The organism is Spiroplasma endosymbiont of Colias croceus (genome assembly GCF_964020095.1).
Lineage (GTDB): Bacteria > Bacillota_I > Bacilli_A > Mycoplasmatales > VBWQ01 > Spiroplasma_E.
In genome coordinates this window covers 2,204,892-2,222,627 of sequence record NZ_OZ026536.1, presented here as the reverse complement: position 1 = coordinate 2,222,627, position 17,736 = coordinate 2,204,892, and the positions used below count along the sequence as shown (strand labels likewise).

The following is a 17,736-nucleotide window of genomic DNA, read 5'->3' as shown; positions in this document are numbered from 1 at the left end:
ATGCCAATCGGTACAACTAATACAGCAATACTTTTAAACATAAATAAACCAAAACATACTAGAATAAGTAAACAACAAGAAAATAAAAGTTTTTGATGAGAAATTTTAGAAATGATTGGTGTACAAGTAATAGCAGTAGCACTTGCTCCTTTTACTGGTGGATTAAGTGAAAGTTTTGCACTTGGATTAGGTGCAAGTGATTTAGTTGCTAGTATTAGTGCTGTTGGTGTAGAATTTTTAACTGATTTTACTATTAATCAAGTTTATGATTATTTAAAAGGAAATGTAACACCATTAAATACTTTTTTTAATATATTACCAGCATTTGCTGGAATTAATAAAATTAGTCGTGGTTATCGTACTACTAAATTTATTAATTTAGCACAAAAAACTAAAACATTAGAACAAATAGGTGTTAAAGAAGCAAAAAATTTACAAGAAATTATTAGTCAAGTAAGTGGAAAAGAAATTTTAACAGATAAAATTGTTGGTAAAAATCGTTATTTATTTAATTACAGTTTTGCTCCAAATCGTGAAACAATAATCCAAAATTTAGGTTATGTTGCTGAAAGACAATATAAAAATAATTTTCAAAAATTAGAAGCACAAGAATTAAAAGATTATTTATTATTACAAAATACATTAATAAAATTAAGTCCACAATTAACTCCTAAATTTAAAATCAAAGATATTGAAAAAGCAAATAACTTTTTAAAAAAATATAATACTGATTTAAAAAAAGTATTATTTATGAACCAACATGATTGATTAAATTTAGTTCATACAATACACACAGAAAATAGATATGGAAAAACTTTAATTTTGGATTTACAAAAAATTCGTGCTAATGCTATTAAATTTAATTTTAAAAATAGTATTATTCATCAACTTGTTTTAAAAGCAAATCAAATTTTTAAATATTTTGATATTAGATTTTATTTAAAAAAAGGTTTAAATAAATTTTGAAAAGATACTTCATATTTTGAAAAAATACGAGAAAGTATATATAAATTACAAGAAAAATTTGAAAAACTAGAAAAACAAGCATTTGAAAAAATTAATAAATTAAAAGAAAAAGCAACTGATTTATTTACTAGTGCAGAAAAAAGAGCAATTAAACACGCACAATTAATTCCATTAAATTCACCAGTATTTATGGGTTGTAAAATTCAACCTTTGTCATTAGATAAATGTGCAATTACTATTTATCATCGTAATCCTAAATATAAACCAATTACAGTTGTTGATAGTATTCTTAAAGCAAAAACTTTTGTTACTCAAATACATCCATTTCATTGATATCGTTGATATAGTGGTTGATACATTGGTTATGGTGTTAATCGTAATAAATGATTAAAAGCAATAGCATTTGCTCCACCAGTTGTACAACAAGTAATTAGAGATAGTTTTAAAGTATATAGAGAAATATTTAGAATAATAAGAACTTATCATAAAGTAGTAAATGTTATTAATAATCCTATTGAAAATATTAATAAATCATTTAAAAATGTTGGTTTAAAGTTTTCAGTAAATACTTTATTTGGTACTTGATTATTACATCATTTAGAAAAATTTGCATATAGTCAAGTTGTAACAAAAAGTAAAAACTTAAAAAAAGGAAAAAATAAAATACAAAAAGAAATTGAACATATCACACATAGAAAAACTAAAACAAAAACTAAACATTATAAAAAAGCATTTTTTAAGGAATGATAAAATATGATTAATAAACTTTGAACTGGTGTCAGTCTTGAAAATTATAATAACTGATATCCATTAACTGGAAAAATTACAGAAACACCACAGCAATATATAAAAACATGACCAAATGTTAATGATTGATTTAAAACATTTGGAATACGTGCGCAAAATGATATTAATGCCTATCTTGATTTTATTTTATCTAAATTTCCTTTTGATAGTTTTAAAGATGAATTAATTAAAGAAACATTAAGAGATATGGTTTATGTAATGGTTGAACATTGAGTATTTAATCGTACACCAATTGAATTTAATGTTGATGCAACTATTCAATTTAATAATGGTAATCAATTTAGTGCAAGTAGTATTCCAACAATTAATGTTTGAGATTTAGCACCTACTAGAATGAAAATATGAGCAAGATTAACAGAATTAAAACAAATATTTTCAAGTTATAATGATGATGAAATAGATGTTGAAAAAATTGACTTAAAAGCATTTTATACTAGAAATCAAGTTGATGAATTAATTAAAGAACAAAAAGAATTTACATTATCAAAACAAATGAAATTATATGATGATTTAGTTGATGATAATGAAAATGAAATATATAGGGGTCCTGTTACAAATTTTATTAATAAGGGTTATGTAGCAACAGATTATGATAAAGAAACTGAAACTATGATTTTAGATTGACCTGATGAAATTGGTACATTACCACCTGACGCATTACAAAATAATCCACAAATTGGGGATTATACACATGCACCAACTTGTGATTTTTCTGCTAAACAACAAAAAAGAATTACTACAAATGAAAATAGTATTAAATTATTAGAAACTAAAGTTGATAATAATATCAAATTATTAGAAAATAAAATTGAGATTAATAAACAAAATATTGATGATATTAAAAATAACTGATTTAATATTGAAACTAGTCCATTATGAAAAGAGATATCTAATGAACTTTCAACTGATAATTTAAATAAAGAAATATTAGTAATATGAGGTTATATTTATGAGAGTAATATTTATAAATATAAATATACTAGAAAATCTATATTTAAATTAGATGAAGAATCTGCAATAAAATCATATACTCTATTAGATACTTTTTATTCAGATGAAACTAATAATATTAGATTATATTTAACTTGCGTTAATTATAAAATTCGCGCTAGTGCTACACCCGGAACATATTATTCAGGATTTATTTCTAAAATATATCAATATCAAGGAATAGATACACCAACTGAATTTATAGCAGAAGAAAATACTGAACGTGATTATTATACAAAACTAGAAACTAATAATTTATTAGATAAAAAACAAAATAAATTAATTGCTGGTGAAAATATTAAGATTGATGAAAATAATAAAATTAGTGCTATTGGTGGTTCTACTGATTTAACTGATTATTATAAAAAAGAAGAAATAGATAAAAAATTAGAAGATACAAAAGCATTATTTCCAATTGCTTTTTCTATGAATGCTATTGGTCAAGAAATTCCTAATTTAGAAACTACTAATAAAACTATTGCTGGGGCTGTTAATGAATTAAAAGAAAAAATAAAAGACAAAAAATTTTCAAATGATTATTTTAAATATAATACTGAAACAAATGAAATTTTATTAAATGATGAAGAAAATTCATTACTTTGTAGGGATTTATTAGAAAATAATGAATATAAAATATTAAAAACTCAAAATAAAAAAATATTACAAGCAATTAATGAAATATTAGAAAAACAACCACAACCAACTCCAACTATAAATAATTGAAAAGAAGTAGGAACAAGAGAAAAAAATAAATGAGATTATTGACAAATTACTTATGATTTTGAAGAGAATAAACATTATAGAGTTTATTATTCTTGAAGTATATATAATCCAGTTTATACTATTCAAGAATTTATTATAACTAATAAAAAAATTGCTGGTGTACAAATACAAACCTTTAATGATAGTGCTAATATAGTAATTTTATCAGTTCAACATGCAAAATTGATTACTATTTATACTGTAAAAGGTAATTTAAAAGGTAATGTATGAAAATTAGAAGAATTACAGGAATAAGATTATGTTTTTTAAAATTATAAAAATTATTTTAGCTTTAATTGGAGTAATTCTATCATCTGCAACTGTTGGTTTAATTATATTTATTATTGTAAAAATTATATTAAAAATTAATCAAATATTTTAAAGAAAGGTGGTGAATATTATGTTAAGTTTATTTAAAAGAAAAGATAAAACAAATATTAGTGATAATCAAAATGAAAAAGTAAAATTTTTAACCAATAAAAATAAAAGTACTCATGCTTCTATTTTAAATTATTTTGGTTTTAATGATTTTAATCATGAAACTTATTTCACTGATTTTGTAGCAGAAAATAATGCTAATTTATATAATGCTCCATTAGATATTAATAATGAAACTATTAAACAATACTTAATTCAACAAGAATTTTATAGAAAAAATTGAAATTCTATTTTTAAATTAAGTAAATTAGGAATTAGTGGTTATTTAATTTATATTGCTAATGATGACTTATATTTTCAAGTAGTAGATATTCAACAAAGAGTTTATGATATTACTGGTAAATTAATTCAATGTACTATTTTTTATGATAACTATGAACAAAATGCACAAACAGTAAGACTATTTGAAGTTTATACATTAAACAATGAAGAAGTAACAATTAATCGTGCAATTTATAGTATTAGTGATAATAAAAAACAATTTCCATTAGATTTTAAATCATTTATTAATAATCCTAATCTATTACAAGAACAAACACTAAATATTAATTATATACCAATAGCAATTATGCGAAATAAAGCAAATGAGTTAGCAGATTGTGATAAAGTAATGGATAAAATTAAAGCATTAGATGTTATTTATGAGCAAATTGTTTTAGATAGCATTTTAAATTCACCTAAATTTATATTTAGTCAAACTTATGGTAATGTTCAATCAACATTAGAAGAAGCAGTAAGAACATTAGTTACTAAAAATTACATATTTAAAAGTGGTGGAGATAATAATGAACAAAACGAAAATATCAATATGACAAATAGTAATTTTAAAGGTAAAAATTTAACTGATATATATGATTGAAATGTTAATGAAATATTTAAACGTTGTGGTATTCATATACCAAGTCAAAAGAAATCTGCACAACAATCAGTTCTAGAAAGTACAGCTGTAAATATTTCAACCATTAATTATATTGAACAAAAATTATGGCAATTTAATATTGATATTCTTAAATTTATTCAAATATTAGTACGTTTAGATAAAGATTTATTAAATAGTAAAACATTTAATATTAATGATGAACAAGAAATTAATAATTTAACAGTTAAATTAAAATTATTTAATCCCGAAAATAACCAATTAATAGGAGAAAACAATGGAAAACAACAACAAACCACAAACGAAGTTTCCACAGAAACAAACTAAACTTAATCAAGCAGAAGTAGAAAATGATTATTTAATTGATAATATTCCTTATGATTTTACTAATATGATGAGTGCTACTAGTGACCCAGATATTAATAGAGCATACGATGAATTTAAAAAAAGAACAATATATATTTATGAAATTGAACGTTTATTTAAAAATAATGAAAATAATAGTTTAAAATTTTCAGCAAATACTATTAAAATTGGATTTATTGATATTGATAAAGTGTTAAAAACTACTGCTGTTGAAACATCTGATTTTACTATGCAATTAAATCAAAGAGCAAGTACTAATATTAATGACAATACAATTGAATATAGTATGACTGATATTAAAAAGTTAATATTTCAAGAAATAAATTTATTAAATCAATTTAAGTTATATGCTGTATCTATCAATGAACCATTAACTGAAAATAATATTGATAATTTATATATCATTAATAATTATTCACAACCTTATCAAAATCCAAAAACAAGAAGTACTAAAAGTATAACTATTATAAAAATTAAAGACTTTAAAACAAGAGATGGTTATCCAATCATTATTAAATTACAAAAACCATTAGAAAAAGATACCAAGGTTAAAAGTATAACTTTAAAATTTCCTAAAACAATGTTATTTGGCAATATAAAAGTAAATGGTGAAATTGATGGATTAAAAGTATCACCAAATTTATTAATTGCTGATGATAACCAATTATTTCCATTATATGCTTTACCAATTCAAACTCAACCAAAAGTTAATATTTTACAACAATGATTTAGTGACCAAATTTTAGAGTGAAATATTGCTAAAAATTTCATTAATCAAAATTCTATTTTAGAATATTTAGATATTGGTGAAATTATACCTAATCGACCAGCACAAGAATTTAAACATGTTAAAAAAATTGAGTTTAAAAATGTTGAAACTATAACTACTAATGAAGACAAACAAATAGATAATATTCAAAAAGAACAATATTTTATGTTTTCTAAAGAAAATGAAAGTGATTACATATTAGCATATAATGATTGACAAAGTGGAGTTAATAAAGTTGGAGTTGGAGGAAGTAAAAACCAAAAAGTAAAAATGTCACAAGGTAAAACGGTACAAACTCATTGAAAAATTAATAATATTGATAGTGTATTATTAACTTATGATAAAGTTAAACCACTTACAACATTAGGAAAATTATTAATGGACATGTTAAGTTATACTTATAATTATCAAGCGAATTTTAAAGGTTATGACCCTAAATATGACGAAAAACATGATGATTTACCAGATATTACAAAATTAAGAAATGAATTTGAAAACCAAAAACCACATGATGTTATTACTAATTTATTTGAACAATGAAAATTAGATAATCCAGATTTTATTAATAATCCAAAAATAAAAAAATTTAAGCAAGTAGTTATGATGTTATCAAATTATATACTTTCTTACTTATCAATAAATAAAGGTTTAGATGATGATTATAAATTATTGTTACCCTATTATTTTGAAATAAAATCAAAACCAACAAGAAAATCAACTCATGATAGATGAAATTTTGAAAATGTTTATGTTGTTTTAAAATCTGAGTATTTTGATTTTACTGACCTTAATAATATTAAAATAAAAAACAAAAATATTAATCAAAATGAATGATTTAAACTAAGTAATAATCAATTTAATTGATTATCATTAACTAATGAACTAGAAAATAATAATATACCTTCATTATTACCACAAGATATGAGTTTAAGTAATGGTGAATATGGAAAGTATATGGTTAAAAGTATAATTAATAATGTTTTAGAATTATTAAAATTATTTAATAGTCAAAAACAATATTTTTCAAGTTGAGATTGATTTAATTTTGTTCAAAAAAATTATTTTAATGATACAGTTAAATTCAATATAGAAAAAGAAATTTCTAATTTACATAAAATAGAAATCTCAGGTATTTTTGGTGCTGGAAATTATGATATTTTATTAGAAATAGAAAATAAAATTATAAACATTAATAATATTTCATTATTTAATAATAATGATGAAACAATATCATATATTAATGTTGAATTTTAATCTCATCAAAAATATCCAGTAGGATACTTACCATCTCATTTTATATCTGTTTTATCTTTTTTATTATTTGCAAAATAAAATGAAACTGTACTTTTATCATAACGATGTTCTCATATAGTCCCCCCCAAATACTGCAGTATGGTCTGGTTTTAAATAAAAACTTAATTTTTGTCTTCCGTCTTTACATGCAAAACCTAAGGCAATACATGCAAAAATTAATGCTATAATAGTTGTTATTTTATAGAAATTTCTTTTTATTCATTTTTTTATTTTAGAGTTTATTTTTTCTTGTTGTTGTTCAACTTCATTTTGAATATTTTTTAATATCTCTTTACTATCTTGCATTTTAATCTCCTTTTTTAACTTTTTATTTTTTCCCAATTTTTCAGAAGTTTTTAATCATTTTGGTAATAATTCATGTTCTAAATTAATTGCATGATTTTCACAAAGAAAAAGACTAAATGTTTTTGATTTTAAATCTAATAATACAATATTACTTCATTTGTTATTACAATTTTTACTTTGACAAATAACATTCATTTTGTAAAATCTTTTTTAAAGATTTCAGTTTATTTATACTTTTTAACTCTTTTTCTCTATTTATCATATCTTATTCCCTTTTTCATAACATTTTATTATTTAATTGTACTTATTTTTGATTATTTTTACAAGTATGCTTTTAAATGCAAAATAACGCCTAAATTAAAGGCGTTATTTTGTGAGACCTATACTATTAATTATATTGAAATTGTTTATTATATTTTAAATATGAAAGCATTTTTTAAAATATTTTTTATTTTATTTAAAATAACACTTATATATTTATATAATAATTAAGTAAATTAATTTTTTAAATATATTTACAATAAATTTAGATTTTTTTAAAATAGTTAGGAGAAGTAAATGTGAATTTTAATTATAAATGAAATTTTAGAGAAGAAAGTGCAAAAATTGATAAATTAGTTTTAGAACATATAACAAATAAATGAGAAAAACGAGATTGAAGAATATTTAAAACAAGAGATAAAAAGAAATATAAAATTGTTGATTATCAATATCGAACTAGAAAAACATTATATGGAATGGTAACTTATAAAAGAAGAATTTATGAATATTTTGATGAAAAATTACAAAAATTAGTTCAGACATATTCCGTAATTAAATTTTTTAAAAGTCAATTAATAATTTTAAAATTTATTTTATAATTTTGTTATTAACAATAAATTTAGAAAAGTGTTGATAAAAATGATTTTTGAAAATTTAAAAAAATTAAAAAATGAAGAATTTTATAGATATTTTGGTATAAAACGTTTTCATTTTAATGAAATGTTAGAAAAATTAATTGAAATAGAAAAATTAGAAAAAAATAAAGGTCGAAAAAATAAACTTTCAGTAGAAGAAAGATTAATGATGACTTTATTATACTGAAAATAATATTATACTTTTTTTCAAATGAGTATTAAATCTAAAATGAGCCCATCAAGTTGTTTTCGAAATATTACTTGAGTAGAAAATAAACTTAGTAACCACAAAGATTACCAATTTTTAAAAGAAAGATATAAATTAAAAATTGATAAAAAACAAGAAAATTCAAATGAATTTCAATTTTATTTAATTGATTCAACTGAGATTGAAATTGAAAGACCAACTAAAAAAAACTACAGTTAGAATATTTTTCTGGTAAAAGTTGAATGTATTCTATAAAATTTCAAATTGTATATGATTTTTTTAATAAAAAAATTGTTGATATTTTTGCTGATAATGGTAAAGTGCATGATTTTCAAATATTAAAAAATTCAAATCTTGAATTTTCAGAAAAAACAATAATTATTGGTGATTTAGGATATCAAGGTATACAAAATATTTATAAAAATACAATAATACCAATTAAAAGAACTAAAAATAAAAAATTAACTAAACAAGAAAGAAAATACAATAAGATTGTATCTAAAATTAGAATTAAAGTTGAACATGTCTTTGCTTGATTGAAAAGATTCAAAATTTTAGTAAATAAATGTAGAAAATCTAAATTTAGACTTATGTACTTAAGATTTAACTTACTTTGTGAAATTTTTAATAAAATAAAACCATTAAAATAAAAAAAATATTAAAAATATTTTTTTAAAATTTAAATTTTTATCGAGTTAATATAAAAATATTATTAACAATTTTTTGTTTAAAATGTAAACTCATTTTTTAAACTATTTTTTCAAAAAATATTTATTTCTATATTCAATAACACTAAATAGTTTTAAAACAATTTTATTGACAATTAATTAAATTTAATTACGGAATATGTCCTTCGTATTTGTTTAGTTGATGAATGACTAGAATTACCTAAATATAAAAGAATTGGTGAAGATGTTGAACAAACTATTATTCAATATTTTGCTGATGGAAAAAGATATCATGATATTTGTGCTATTTGTAAAAAAGCAGGTATTAGTGTTAGTACTATTCATAGAGTTTTTAAAAATTTAGAAGTAATTGAAGCAAATCCAGTAAAAGTAAAACTAGAAAAAAATCAACCTATTTTTGTAGCAATTGATGACGGTCATCGAAAATTTTGAAATTTTAAACGTAAAGGTATAAAACACTCTATGAGATTAATAACAACATATACAGATAATATTAATCACAAAGTACAAAATAAAAGAGTAAAAGCAATTATAAGACCAACAAGAACAGCAATTGGAGTTAAAAAAACTGCTGAATTTGTTAAAGAACATTGGACATATTCCGTAATTAAATTTAATTAATTGTCAATAAAATTGTTTTAAAACTATTTAGTGTTATTGAATATAGAAATAAATATTTTTTGAAAAAATAGTTTAAAAAATGAGTTTACATTTTAAACAAAAAATTGTTAATAATATTTTTATATTAACTCGATAAAAATTTAAATTTTAAAAAAATATTTTTAATATTTTTTTTATTTTAATGGTTTTATTTTATTAAAAATTTCACAAAGTAAGTTAAATCTTAAGTACATAAGTCTAAATTTAGATTTTCTACATTTATTTACTAAAATTTTGAATCTTTTCAATCAAGCAAAGACATGTTCAACTTTAATTCTAATTTTAGATACAATCTTATTGTATTTTCTTTCTTGTTTAGTTAATTTTTTATTTTTAGTTCTTTTAATTGGTATTATTGTATTTTTATAAATATTTTGTATACCTTGATATCCTAAATCACCAATAATTATTGTTTTTTCTGAAAATTCAAGATTTGAATTTTTTAATATTTGAAAATCATGCACTTTACCATTATCAGCAAAAATATCAACAATTTTTTTATTAAAAAAATCATATACAATTTGAAATTTTATAGAATACATTCAACTTTTACCAGAAAAATATTCTAACTGTAGTTTTTTTTAGTTGGTCTTTCAATTTCAATCTCAGTTGAATCAATTAAATAAAATTGAAATTCATTTGAATTTTCTTGTTTTTTATCAATTTTTAATTTATATCTTTCTTTTAAAAATTGGTAATCTTTGTGGTTACTAAGTTTATTTTCTACTCAAGTAATATTTCGAAAACAACTTGATGGGCTCATTTTAGATTTAATACTCATTTGAAAAAAAGTATAATATTCTTTTCAGTATAATAAAGTCATCATTAATCTTTCTTCTACTGAAAGTTTATTTTTTCGACCTTTATTTTTTTCTAATTTTTCTATTTCAATTAATTTTTCTAACATTTCATTAAAATGAAAACGTTTTATACCAAAATATCTATAAAATTCTTCATTTTTTAATTTTTTTAAATTTTCAAAAATCATTTTTATCAACACTTTTCTAAATTTATTGTTAATAACAAAATTATAAAATAAATTTTAAAATTATTAATTGACTTTTAAAAAATTTAATTACGGAATATGTCTATTGTCAAAAATTTTATGAAAATGTTGAACAAGCAAAAATAATTATTTGTGGTGATAGTGCAGGATGAATTAAAGATGTAGCAGATTATTTAGGTGCACAGTTTGTTTTAGATAAATTCCATTTAATTAGAACATTATATCTTGGAATAATGGCGGGAAATAAAGGAAAATATTTAAAAGAATATAATTACTGTAAAAATTTAATTAATAATGGTCAATATGAACAATTAATTGATTATTTATATAAAGAATTAGATAATCATAAAAAATTAAAGAAAAAATATTTTAAAAATAATAAACAAGGTATTGAAAATCAAGGTGCAAAATGAAATATTGGTTGCTTTACTGAAACTAATATTTGACATGTTTTAAAAGAAATGCTTGGTAATAGAACTTATAATATTTCAATTTATATTAAAATGGTTATTTTTAAATGTAATAAAATAAATACAGAGATGCAATTATTATAAATTAAAATTTAACTTTTTTTTAAAAATCAAAATAGAATAAAACTTATTAAATGTGTTTTAATAAGAATTTTTGTTGTGTATAAATATTAAATTTATTTTTTAATTTTTTAGTAATTTTTAAAAATAATCATTTTAGTTGCATTTAAGTTAAAAAAATTATATTATTTAAATACAATTTCATAAAATTCCAAATTATTTCTTGTCTAACATAATAATAAGACTATATGAATTAATTTATTCCGGATTTTTGACAATCTCCCCTTTTATTTTGTACTTTATGATTAATATTATCTGTATATGTTGTTATTAATCTCATAGAGTGTTTTATACCTTTACGTTTAAAATCTCAAAACTTTCGATGTCCATCATCAATTGCTACAAAAATAGGTTGATTTTTTTCTAATTTTACTTTTACTGGATTTGCTTCAATTACTTCTAAATTTTTAAAAACTCTATGAACGCTACTAACACTAATACCTGCTTTTTTACAAATCGCACAAATATCACGATATCTTTTTCCATCAGCAAAATTTTCAATAATAGTATCTTCGATATCTTCACAAATTCTTTTATATTTTGGAAGTTCCATTTTTTCATCAACTAAACAAACACGAACTAATTTTTGTAATTTTTCATCAAAATATTCATAAATTCTTCTTTTATAAGTTACTAATCCATACATTGTTTTTCTTGTTCGATATTGAAAATCAACAATTTTATATTTCTTTTTATCTCTTGTATTTTTTATTCTTCAATCTCACTTTTCTCATTTCTTTGGACATATTCCGTAATTAAATTTAATTAATTGTCAATAAAATTGTTTTAAAACTATTTAGTGTTATTGAATATAGAAATAAATATTTTTTGAAAAAATAGTTTAAAAAATGAGTTTACATTTTAAACAAAAAATTGTTAATAATATTTTTATATTAACTCGATAAAAATTTAAATTTTAAAAAAATATTTTTAATATTTTTTTTATTTTAATGGTTTTATTTTATTAAAAATTTCACAAAGTAAGTTAAATCTTAAGTACATAAGTCTAAATTTAGATTTTCTACATTTATTTACTAAAATTTTGAATCTTTTCAATCAAGCAAAGACATGTTCAACTTTAATTCTAATTTTAGATACAATCTTATTGTATTTTCTTTCTTGTTTAGTTAATTTTTTATTTTTAGTTCTTTTAATTGGTATTATTGTATTTTTATAAATATTTTGTATACCTTGATATCCTAAATCACCAATAATTATTGTTTTTTCTGAAAATTCAAGATTTGAATTTTTTAATATTTGAAAATCATGCACTTTACCATTATCAGCAAAAATATCAACAATTTTTTTATTAAAAAAATCATATACAATTTGAAATTTTATAGAATACATTCAACTTTTACCAGAAAAATATTCTAACTGTAGTTTTTTTTAGTTGGTCTTTCAATTTCAATCTCAGTTGAATCAATTAAATAAAATTGAAATTCATTTGAATTTTCTTGTTTTTTATCAATTTTTAATTTATATCTTTCTTTTAAAAATTGGTAATCTTTGTGGTTACTAAGTTTATTTTCTACTCAAGTAATATTTCGAAAACAACTTGATGGGCTCATTTTAGATTTAATACTCATTTGAAAAAAAGTATAATATTCTTTTCAGTATAATAAAGTCATCATTAATCTTTCTTCTACTGAAAGTTTATTTTTTCGACCTTTATTTTTTTCTAATTTTTCTATTTCAATTAATTTTTCTAACATTTCATTAAAATGAAAACGTTTTATACCAAAATATCTATAAAATTCTTCATTTTTTAATTTTTTTAAATTTTCAAAAATCATTTTTATCAACACTTTTCTAAATTTATTGTTAATAACAAAATTATAAAATAAATTTTAAAATTATTAATTGACTTTTAAAAAATTTAATTACGGAATATGTCTTTTGTTATATGTTCTAAAATTAATTTATCAATTTTAGGATATTGTTCTTTATAAGTTCATTTATAATTAAAATTCACATTTACTTCTCCTAACTATTTTAAAAAAATCTAAATTTATTGTAAATATTTTTAAAAAATTAATTTACTTGTTTATTATATACATATATAAGTGTAATTTAAAATTAAATCAAAAATATTTAAAAAACCACTTTCATATTTAAAATATAATAAACAATTTCAATACAATTAATAGTATAGGTATTATAAAATAAACGCCTTTAATTTAGGCGTTATTTTGCATTTAAAAGCATACTTGTAAAAATAATCAAAAATAAGTACAATTTATAAGTAAAATTAAGAAAAAAGGAGAAGAAAATGTCAAAAAAAAGAAAAAACAAATTTAAACCAAAAATAATTACAAAAAAGTATAAAAATAATATTGTTGATAATAATTTAAATAATAAATCTTTTTTTGAAAAATGAGAAATTAAAATATTAGATGACATTATTGAACTTGAACAAGAAATAAAAAATAAAATAAATAATATTATAGAAGAACATAATTACTCATTAAAAAAATAATTAATAAAAAAGGAGAAATTTAATATGAAAACATGAATAAAAACAAATTTTCAAAAAATAGCATTATCATTTGCTGTAATAACTGGTTTTACTGGTTTAATCTTAGGAATAGTTTCATATAATAAAACTAATCAATTAACATATTTTTTTGATTACGACCATGAAGCGCACTGGGGGGGCCAACTATTTGAGCAAGAGCAGTAAGTAATAAACATAAAATTACTCTTTACTGAGCATCAAATAAATTAACTGATGACGCAGTAAAATGAGATGGTATTTATCCAGATGGATATTTTGATAATTAAATCTCTAAATTTATATAAGAAATATTTTCATTATATTTATCAAATAAATTAATATTTTTTAAATTTATTTCTTGTTTATCTGTTACTAAAATTAAATCATAATTACCAGCACCAAAAATACCACTAACTTCTATACGATTTAAATTATTAATCGGATTTTCAATTTGTAATTCAAAATCATTATTATTATCAATTTGTGAAATTTCTTTATAAAATTCTAATTTAGAAAATAATTGATATTTATTTGAACCATATAAATTTAAAAAACTTTCTAATTTATTTTTATCAATTACTAATCGTGTAAAATATTTACCATACTCACCATTACCTAGTGTTCAATCTGCCGGAATTAATGATGGTATATTATTGCTTTCTAATTCATTAGTTATGGATAGTCAGTTAAATTGATTATCATCTAATTTCAATAATTCATTTTGACTAATGTCATTGTTTTTTAGTTTAATATTATTGATATCTGTAAAATCAAAATATGCAGATTTTAATACTACTTTTATATCTTTAAATTCTCAAACCTTATCGGGTGTAGAATGTATAGGATTTGATTTTAATTCAAAATAATAAGGCAATAATAATTTATAGTCATCGTTTAAACCATTATTAATAGACATGGTTGAATAAATATTTTTTGATAGCATTATAAGTATTTGTTTTAATATTTTAACTTGTGATAAATTTGTATAGTTAGGATAATCTAATTCTCATTGTTTAAATAAATTAGTAATAACTTCATTTGGTTTTTGTCCCTCAAATTTAGCACGCATTTTATCTAAATCATTCATTTCTTTTAAAACATTACTTAACGATGCACCATCAAAATTTCTATTGTAAGTATATGTATAAGTTAGCATATCTAATACTACTTTTTGTAAACTATCAATTGGTGGTCTATCTTTTATTTCTAATTCAACATCGTGAAATTTATTTGTTGTAGAAATAAATAAATTATAGTTACCTGCTAAAAATCATGACTCTAATTTTGTATCTTTTAATTCTAGTTCATCAGATAAGGGTCATACTTTTGAATTTTTAGTAACATCATAACCAATTTTAGCATTTGTTACTCTGGCATTATTAATAATTTCTTTTCTTGTTTCAGTTCCACCACCAATAGCAATTAAATCTAATACTGATTTTTCTTGTCCTATAAATTGTTTTGCTAAATTTCAAGGTAATATTTGTTCACTAAATCATTGTTGTAATATTCTAACTTTTGGTTGAGTTTCAATAGGCATTGATAATAGCGGAAATGCTATCTTATCCTTGACAAATAACTTTGGGTATACTTCCATATTGTCAACTTCACCAAGTACCTTTATATTGCCAAAAATCATGCTTCTAGGGGCTTTAATTTTTAAACCAATAACTTTGGTATCTTTATCTAATGGTTTTTGTAATTTAATAATAATTGGATAACCATCTCTTGTTTTAAAATCTTTAATTTTAATAATAGTAATACTTTTAGTACTTCTTGTTTTTGGATTTTGATAAGGTTGTGAATAATTATTAATGATATATAAATTATCAATATTATTTTCAGTTAATGGTTCATTAATAGATACAGCATATAATTTAAATTGATTTAATAAATTAATTTCTTGAAAAATTAAATTTTTAATATCAGTCATACTATATTCAATAGTATTATCATTAATATTAGTACTTGCTCTTTGATTTAATTGCATAGTAAAGTCTGATGTTTCAACAGCAGTAGTTTTTAATACTTTATCAATATCAATAAAACCAATTTTAATAGTATTTGCTGAAAATTTTAAAGTATTATTTTCATTATTTTTAAATAAACGTTCAATTTCATAAATATAAATTGTTCTTTTTTTAAATTCATCATATGCTCTATTAATATCTGGGTCACTAGTTGCTCTCATCATATTAGTAAAGTCATAAGGAATATTATCAATTAAATAATCATTTTCTACTTCTGCTTGATTAAGTTTAGTTTGTTTCTGTGGAAATTTGGTCTGTTGTTTGTTGTTTTGATTGTCCATTGTTCTCTCCTATTAATTGATTATTTTCGGGATTAAATAATTTTAATCTCACTGTTAAATTATTAATTTCTTGTTCATCATTAATATTAAATGTTTTACTATTTAATAAATCTTTATCTAAACGTACTAATATTTGAATAAATTTAAGAATATCAATATTAAATTGCCATAATTTTTATTCAATATAATTAATGGTTGAAATATTTACAGCTGTACTTTCGGGAACTGATTGTTGTGCAGATTTCTTTTGACTTGGTATATGAATACCACAACGTTTAAATATTTCATTAACATTTCAATCATATATATCAGTTAAATTTTTACCTTTAAAATTACTATTTGTCATATTGATATTTTCGTTTTGTTCATTATTATCTCCGCCACTTTTAAATATGTAATTTTTATTAACTAATGTTCTTACTGCTTCTTCTAATATTGATTGAACATTACCATAAGTTTGACTAAATATAAATTTAGGTGAATTTAAAATGGTATCTAAAACAATTTGTTCATAAATAACATCTAATGCTTTAATCTTATCCATTACTTTATTACAATCTGCTAACTCATTTGCTTTATTTCGCATAATTGATATTGGTATATAATTAATATTTAGTATTTGTTCTTGTTCTAAATTTGAATTATTACTATATGTTTTGAAATCTAATGGAAATTGTTTTTTATTATCACTAATACTATAAATTGCACGATTAATAGTTACTTGTTCATTATTTAATGTATAAATTTCAAATAATCTTACAATTTGTGCATTTTGTTCATAGTTATCATAAAAAATAGTACATTGAATTAATTTACCAGTAATATCATAAACTCTTTGTTGTATATCTACTACTTGAAAATATAAGTCGTCATTAGCAATATAAATTAAATAACCACTAATTCCTAATTTGCTTAATTTAAAAATAGAATTTCAATTTTTTCTATAAAATTCTTGTTGAATTAAATATTGTTTAATAGTTTCATTATTAATATCTAATGGCGCATTATATAAATTAGCATTATTTTCTGCTACAAAATCAGTAAAATAAGTTTCATGGTTAAAATCATTAAAACCAAAATAATTTAAAATTGAAGCATGAGTACTTTTATTTTTATTAGTTAAAAATTTTACTTTTTCATTTTGATTATCACTAATATTACTTTTTTCTTTTCTCTTAAATGGATTTAACATAATATTCACCACCTTTTTTAAAATATTTGATTAATTTTTAATATTATTTTTACAATGATAAATATAATTAAACCTGCTGTTGCTGATGATAAAATTACTCCTATTAAACCTAA

The 17,736-nt window shown here is 20.4% G+C and carries 20 protein-coding genes; 12 read left to right on the top strand and 8 right to left on the bottom strand.

The window, feature by feature from the left end:
• The 4 genes from AACL24_RS13970 (at nucleotide 1) to AACL24_RS13955 (ending at nucleotide 7,229) form a co-directional block, all read left to right on the top strand.
• Nucleotides 1-1,716: a hypothetical protein gene (locus AACL24_RS13970; RefSeq protein ID WP_339047485.1), complete on the top strand. Its 1,716-nt coding sequence runs from the start codon at nucleotides 1-3 to the stop codon at nucleotides 1,714-1,716.
• A gap of 3 nt (nucleotides 1,717-1,719) precedes the next feature.
• Nucleotides 1,720-3,780, top strand: a complete 2,061-nt coding sequence (locus AACL24_RS13965; RefSeq protein ID WP_339047484.1) for a hypothetical protein — start codon at nucleotides 1,720-1,722, stop codon at nucleotides 3,778-3,780.
• A gap of 145 nt (nucleotides 3,781-3,925) precedes the next feature.
• Entirely contained in the window at nucleotides 3,926-5,167 is a 1,242-nt protein-coding gene (locus AACL24_RS13960; RefSeq protein WP_339047482.1) for a hypothetical protein, read from the top strand.
• Nucleotides 5,118-7,229, top strand: coding sequence for a hypothetical protein (locus AACL24_RS13955; protein WP_339047480.1), 2,112 nt, complete (start codon nucleotides 5,118-5,120; stop codon nucleotides 7,227-7,229). The genes AACL24_RS13960 and AACL24_RS13955 overlap by 50 nt, the downstream gene beginning before the upstream one ends.
• Before the next feature lie 93 nt (nucleotides 7,230-7,322).
• Here AACL24_RS13955 and AACL24_RS13950 read toward each other — a convergent pair whose 3' ends face one another.
• The gene (locus AACL24_RS13950; RefSeq protein WP_339047478.1) at nucleotides 7,323-7,769 is read right to left on the bottom strand and encodes a hypothetical protein; all 447 of its coding nucleotides are present in this window, start codon (nucleotides 7,767-7,769) and stop codon (nucleotides 7,323-7,325) included.
• A gap of 365 nt (nucleotides 7,770-8,134) precedes the next feature.
• Between AACL24_RS13950 and AACL24_RS13945 the strand changes: the two genes are divergently transcribed.
• The 5 genes from AACL24_RS13945 (at nucleotide 8,135) to AACL24_RS13925 (ending at nucleotide 9,988) form a co-directional block, all read left to right on the top strand.
• Nucleotides 8,135-8,434, top strand: coding sequence for a hypothetical protein (locus AACL24_RS13945; protein ID WP_339047476.1), 300 nt, complete (start codon nucleotides 8,135-8,137; stop codon nucleotides 8,432-8,434).
• A gap of 40 nt (nucleotides 8,435-8,474) precedes the next feature.
• A complete protein-coding gene (locus tag AACL24_RS13940; protein ID WP_339047474.1) occupies nucleotides 8,475-8,663 on the top strand; it encodes a hypothetical protein in 189 nt (62 codons plus the stop codon).
• An 18-nt stretch (nucleotides 8,664-8,681) separates the two neighbouring features.
• Complete coding sequence (locus AACL24_RS13935) at nucleotides 8,682-8,897, top strand: hypothetical protein (protein WP_339047170.1); 216 nt, start codon at nucleotides 8,682-8,684, stop codon at nucleotides 8,895-8,897.
• Nucleotides 8,898-8,920: 23 nt separating this feature from the next.
• Nucleotides 8,921-9,328: a transposase family protein gene (locus tag AACL24_RS13930; RefSeq protein WP_339045908.1), complete on the top strand. Its 408-nt coding sequence runs from the start codon at nucleotides 8,921-8,923 to the stop codon at nucleotides 9,326-9,328.
• A gap of 501 nt (nucleotides 9,329-9,829) precedes the next feature.
• Nucleotides 9,830-9,988 carry a hypothetical protein gene (locus AACL24_RS13925; RefSeq protein ID WP_339047472.1) on the top strand — a complete coding sequence of 53 codons (159 nt, stop codon included), beginning with the start codon at nucleotides 9,830-9,832 and terminating at the stop codon, nucleotides 9,986-9,988.
• Between the two features lie 173 nt (nucleotides 9,989-10,161).
• Here the strand turns inward: AACL24_RS13925 and AACL24_RS13920 are convergent, their stop codons facing one another.
• Together AACL24_RS13920 and AACL24_RS13915 are read right to left on the bottom strand one after the other, a co-directional pair.
• Entirely contained in the window at nucleotides 10,162-10,569 is a 408-nt protein-coding gene (locus AACL24_RS13920) for a transposase family protein (protein ID WP_339045908.1), read from the bottom strand.
• 23 nt (nucleotides 10,570-10,592) lie between these two features.
• On the bottom strand, nucleotides 10,593-11,015 hold the full coding sequence (locus tag AACL24_RS13915; RefSeq protein ID WP_339045912.1) for a transposase family protein: 423 nt from the start codon (nucleotides 11,013-11,015) through the stop codon (nucleotides 10,593-10,595).
• Between the two features lie 251 nt (nucleotides 11,016-11,266).
• Between AACL24_RS13915 and AACL24_RS13910 the strand changes: the two genes are divergently transcribed.
• A complete protein-coding gene (locus AACL24_RS13910) occupies nucleotides 11,267-11,587 on the top strand; it encodes a hypothetical protein (protein WP_339047470.1) in 321 nt (106 codons plus the stop codon).
• Nucleotides 11,588-11,816: 229 nt separating this feature from the next.
• Here the strand turns inward: AACL24_RS13910 and AACL24_RS13905 are convergent, their stop codons facing one another.
• The 3 genes from AACL24_RS13905 to AACL24_RS13895 form a co-directional block, all read right to left on the bottom strand.
• On the bottom strand, nucleotides 11,817-12,335 hold the full coding sequence (locus AACL24_RS13905; RefSeq protein WP_339049460.1) for a UPF0236 family transposase-like protein: 519 nt from the start codon (nucleotides 12,333-12,335) through the stop codon (nucleotides 11,817-11,819).
• Between the two features lie 230 nt (nucleotides 12,336-12,565).
• Nucleotides 12,566-12,973, bottom strand: coding sequence for a transposase family protein (locus AACL24_RS13900; RefSeq protein WP_339045908.1), 408 nt, complete (start codon nucleotides 12,971-12,973; stop codon nucleotides 12,566-12,568).
• Between the two features lie 23 nt (nucleotides 12,974-12,996).
• On the bottom strand, nucleotides 12,997-13,419 hold the full coding sequence (locus AACL24_RS13895; RefSeq protein WP_339045912.1) for a transposase family protein: 423 nt from the start codon (nucleotides 13,417-13,419) through the stop codon (nucleotides 12,997-12,999).
• 476 nt (nucleotides 13,420-13,895) lie between these two features.
• Here AACL24_RS13895 and AACL24_RS13890 point away from each other — a divergent pair, with 476 nt between their 5' ends.
• Both AACL24_RS13890 and AACL24_RS13885 read left to right on the top strand, forming a co-directional pair.
• Nucleotides 13,896-14,102, top strand: a complete 207-nt coding sequence (locus tag AACL24_RS13890; protein ID WP_339047468.1) for a hypothetical protein — start codon at nucleotides 13,896-13,898, stop codon at nucleotides 14,100-14,102.
• A gap of 24 nt (nucleotides 14,103-14,126) precedes the next feature.
• Nucleotides 14,127-14,306: a hypothetical protein gene (locus AACL24_RS13885; protein WP_339047466.1), complete on the top strand. Its 180-nt coding sequence runs from the start codon at nucleotides 14,127-14,129 to the stop codon at nucleotides 14,304-14,306.
• A 97-nt stretch (nucleotides 14,307-14,403) separates the two neighbouring features.
• Here AACL24_RS13885 and AACL24_RS13880 read toward each other — a convergent pair whose 3' ends face one another.
• Both AACL24_RS13880 and AACL24_RS13875 read right to left on the bottom strand, forming a co-directional pair.
• On the bottom strand, nucleotides 14,404-16,431 hold the full coding sequence (locus AACL24_RS13880) for a hypothetical protein (RefSeq protein WP_339047464.1): 2,028 nt from the start codon (nucleotides 16,429-16,431) through the stop codon (nucleotides 14,404-14,406).
• Nucleotides 16,432-16,606: 175 nt separating this feature from the next.
• Complete coding sequence (locus tag AACL24_RS13875) at nucleotides 16,607-17,623, bottom strand: hypothetical protein (RefSeq protein ID WP_339047462.1); 1,017 nt, start codon at nucleotides 17,621-17,623, stop codon at nucleotides 16,607-16,609.
• Nucleotides 17,624-17,736 lie beyond the last annotated feature (113 nt).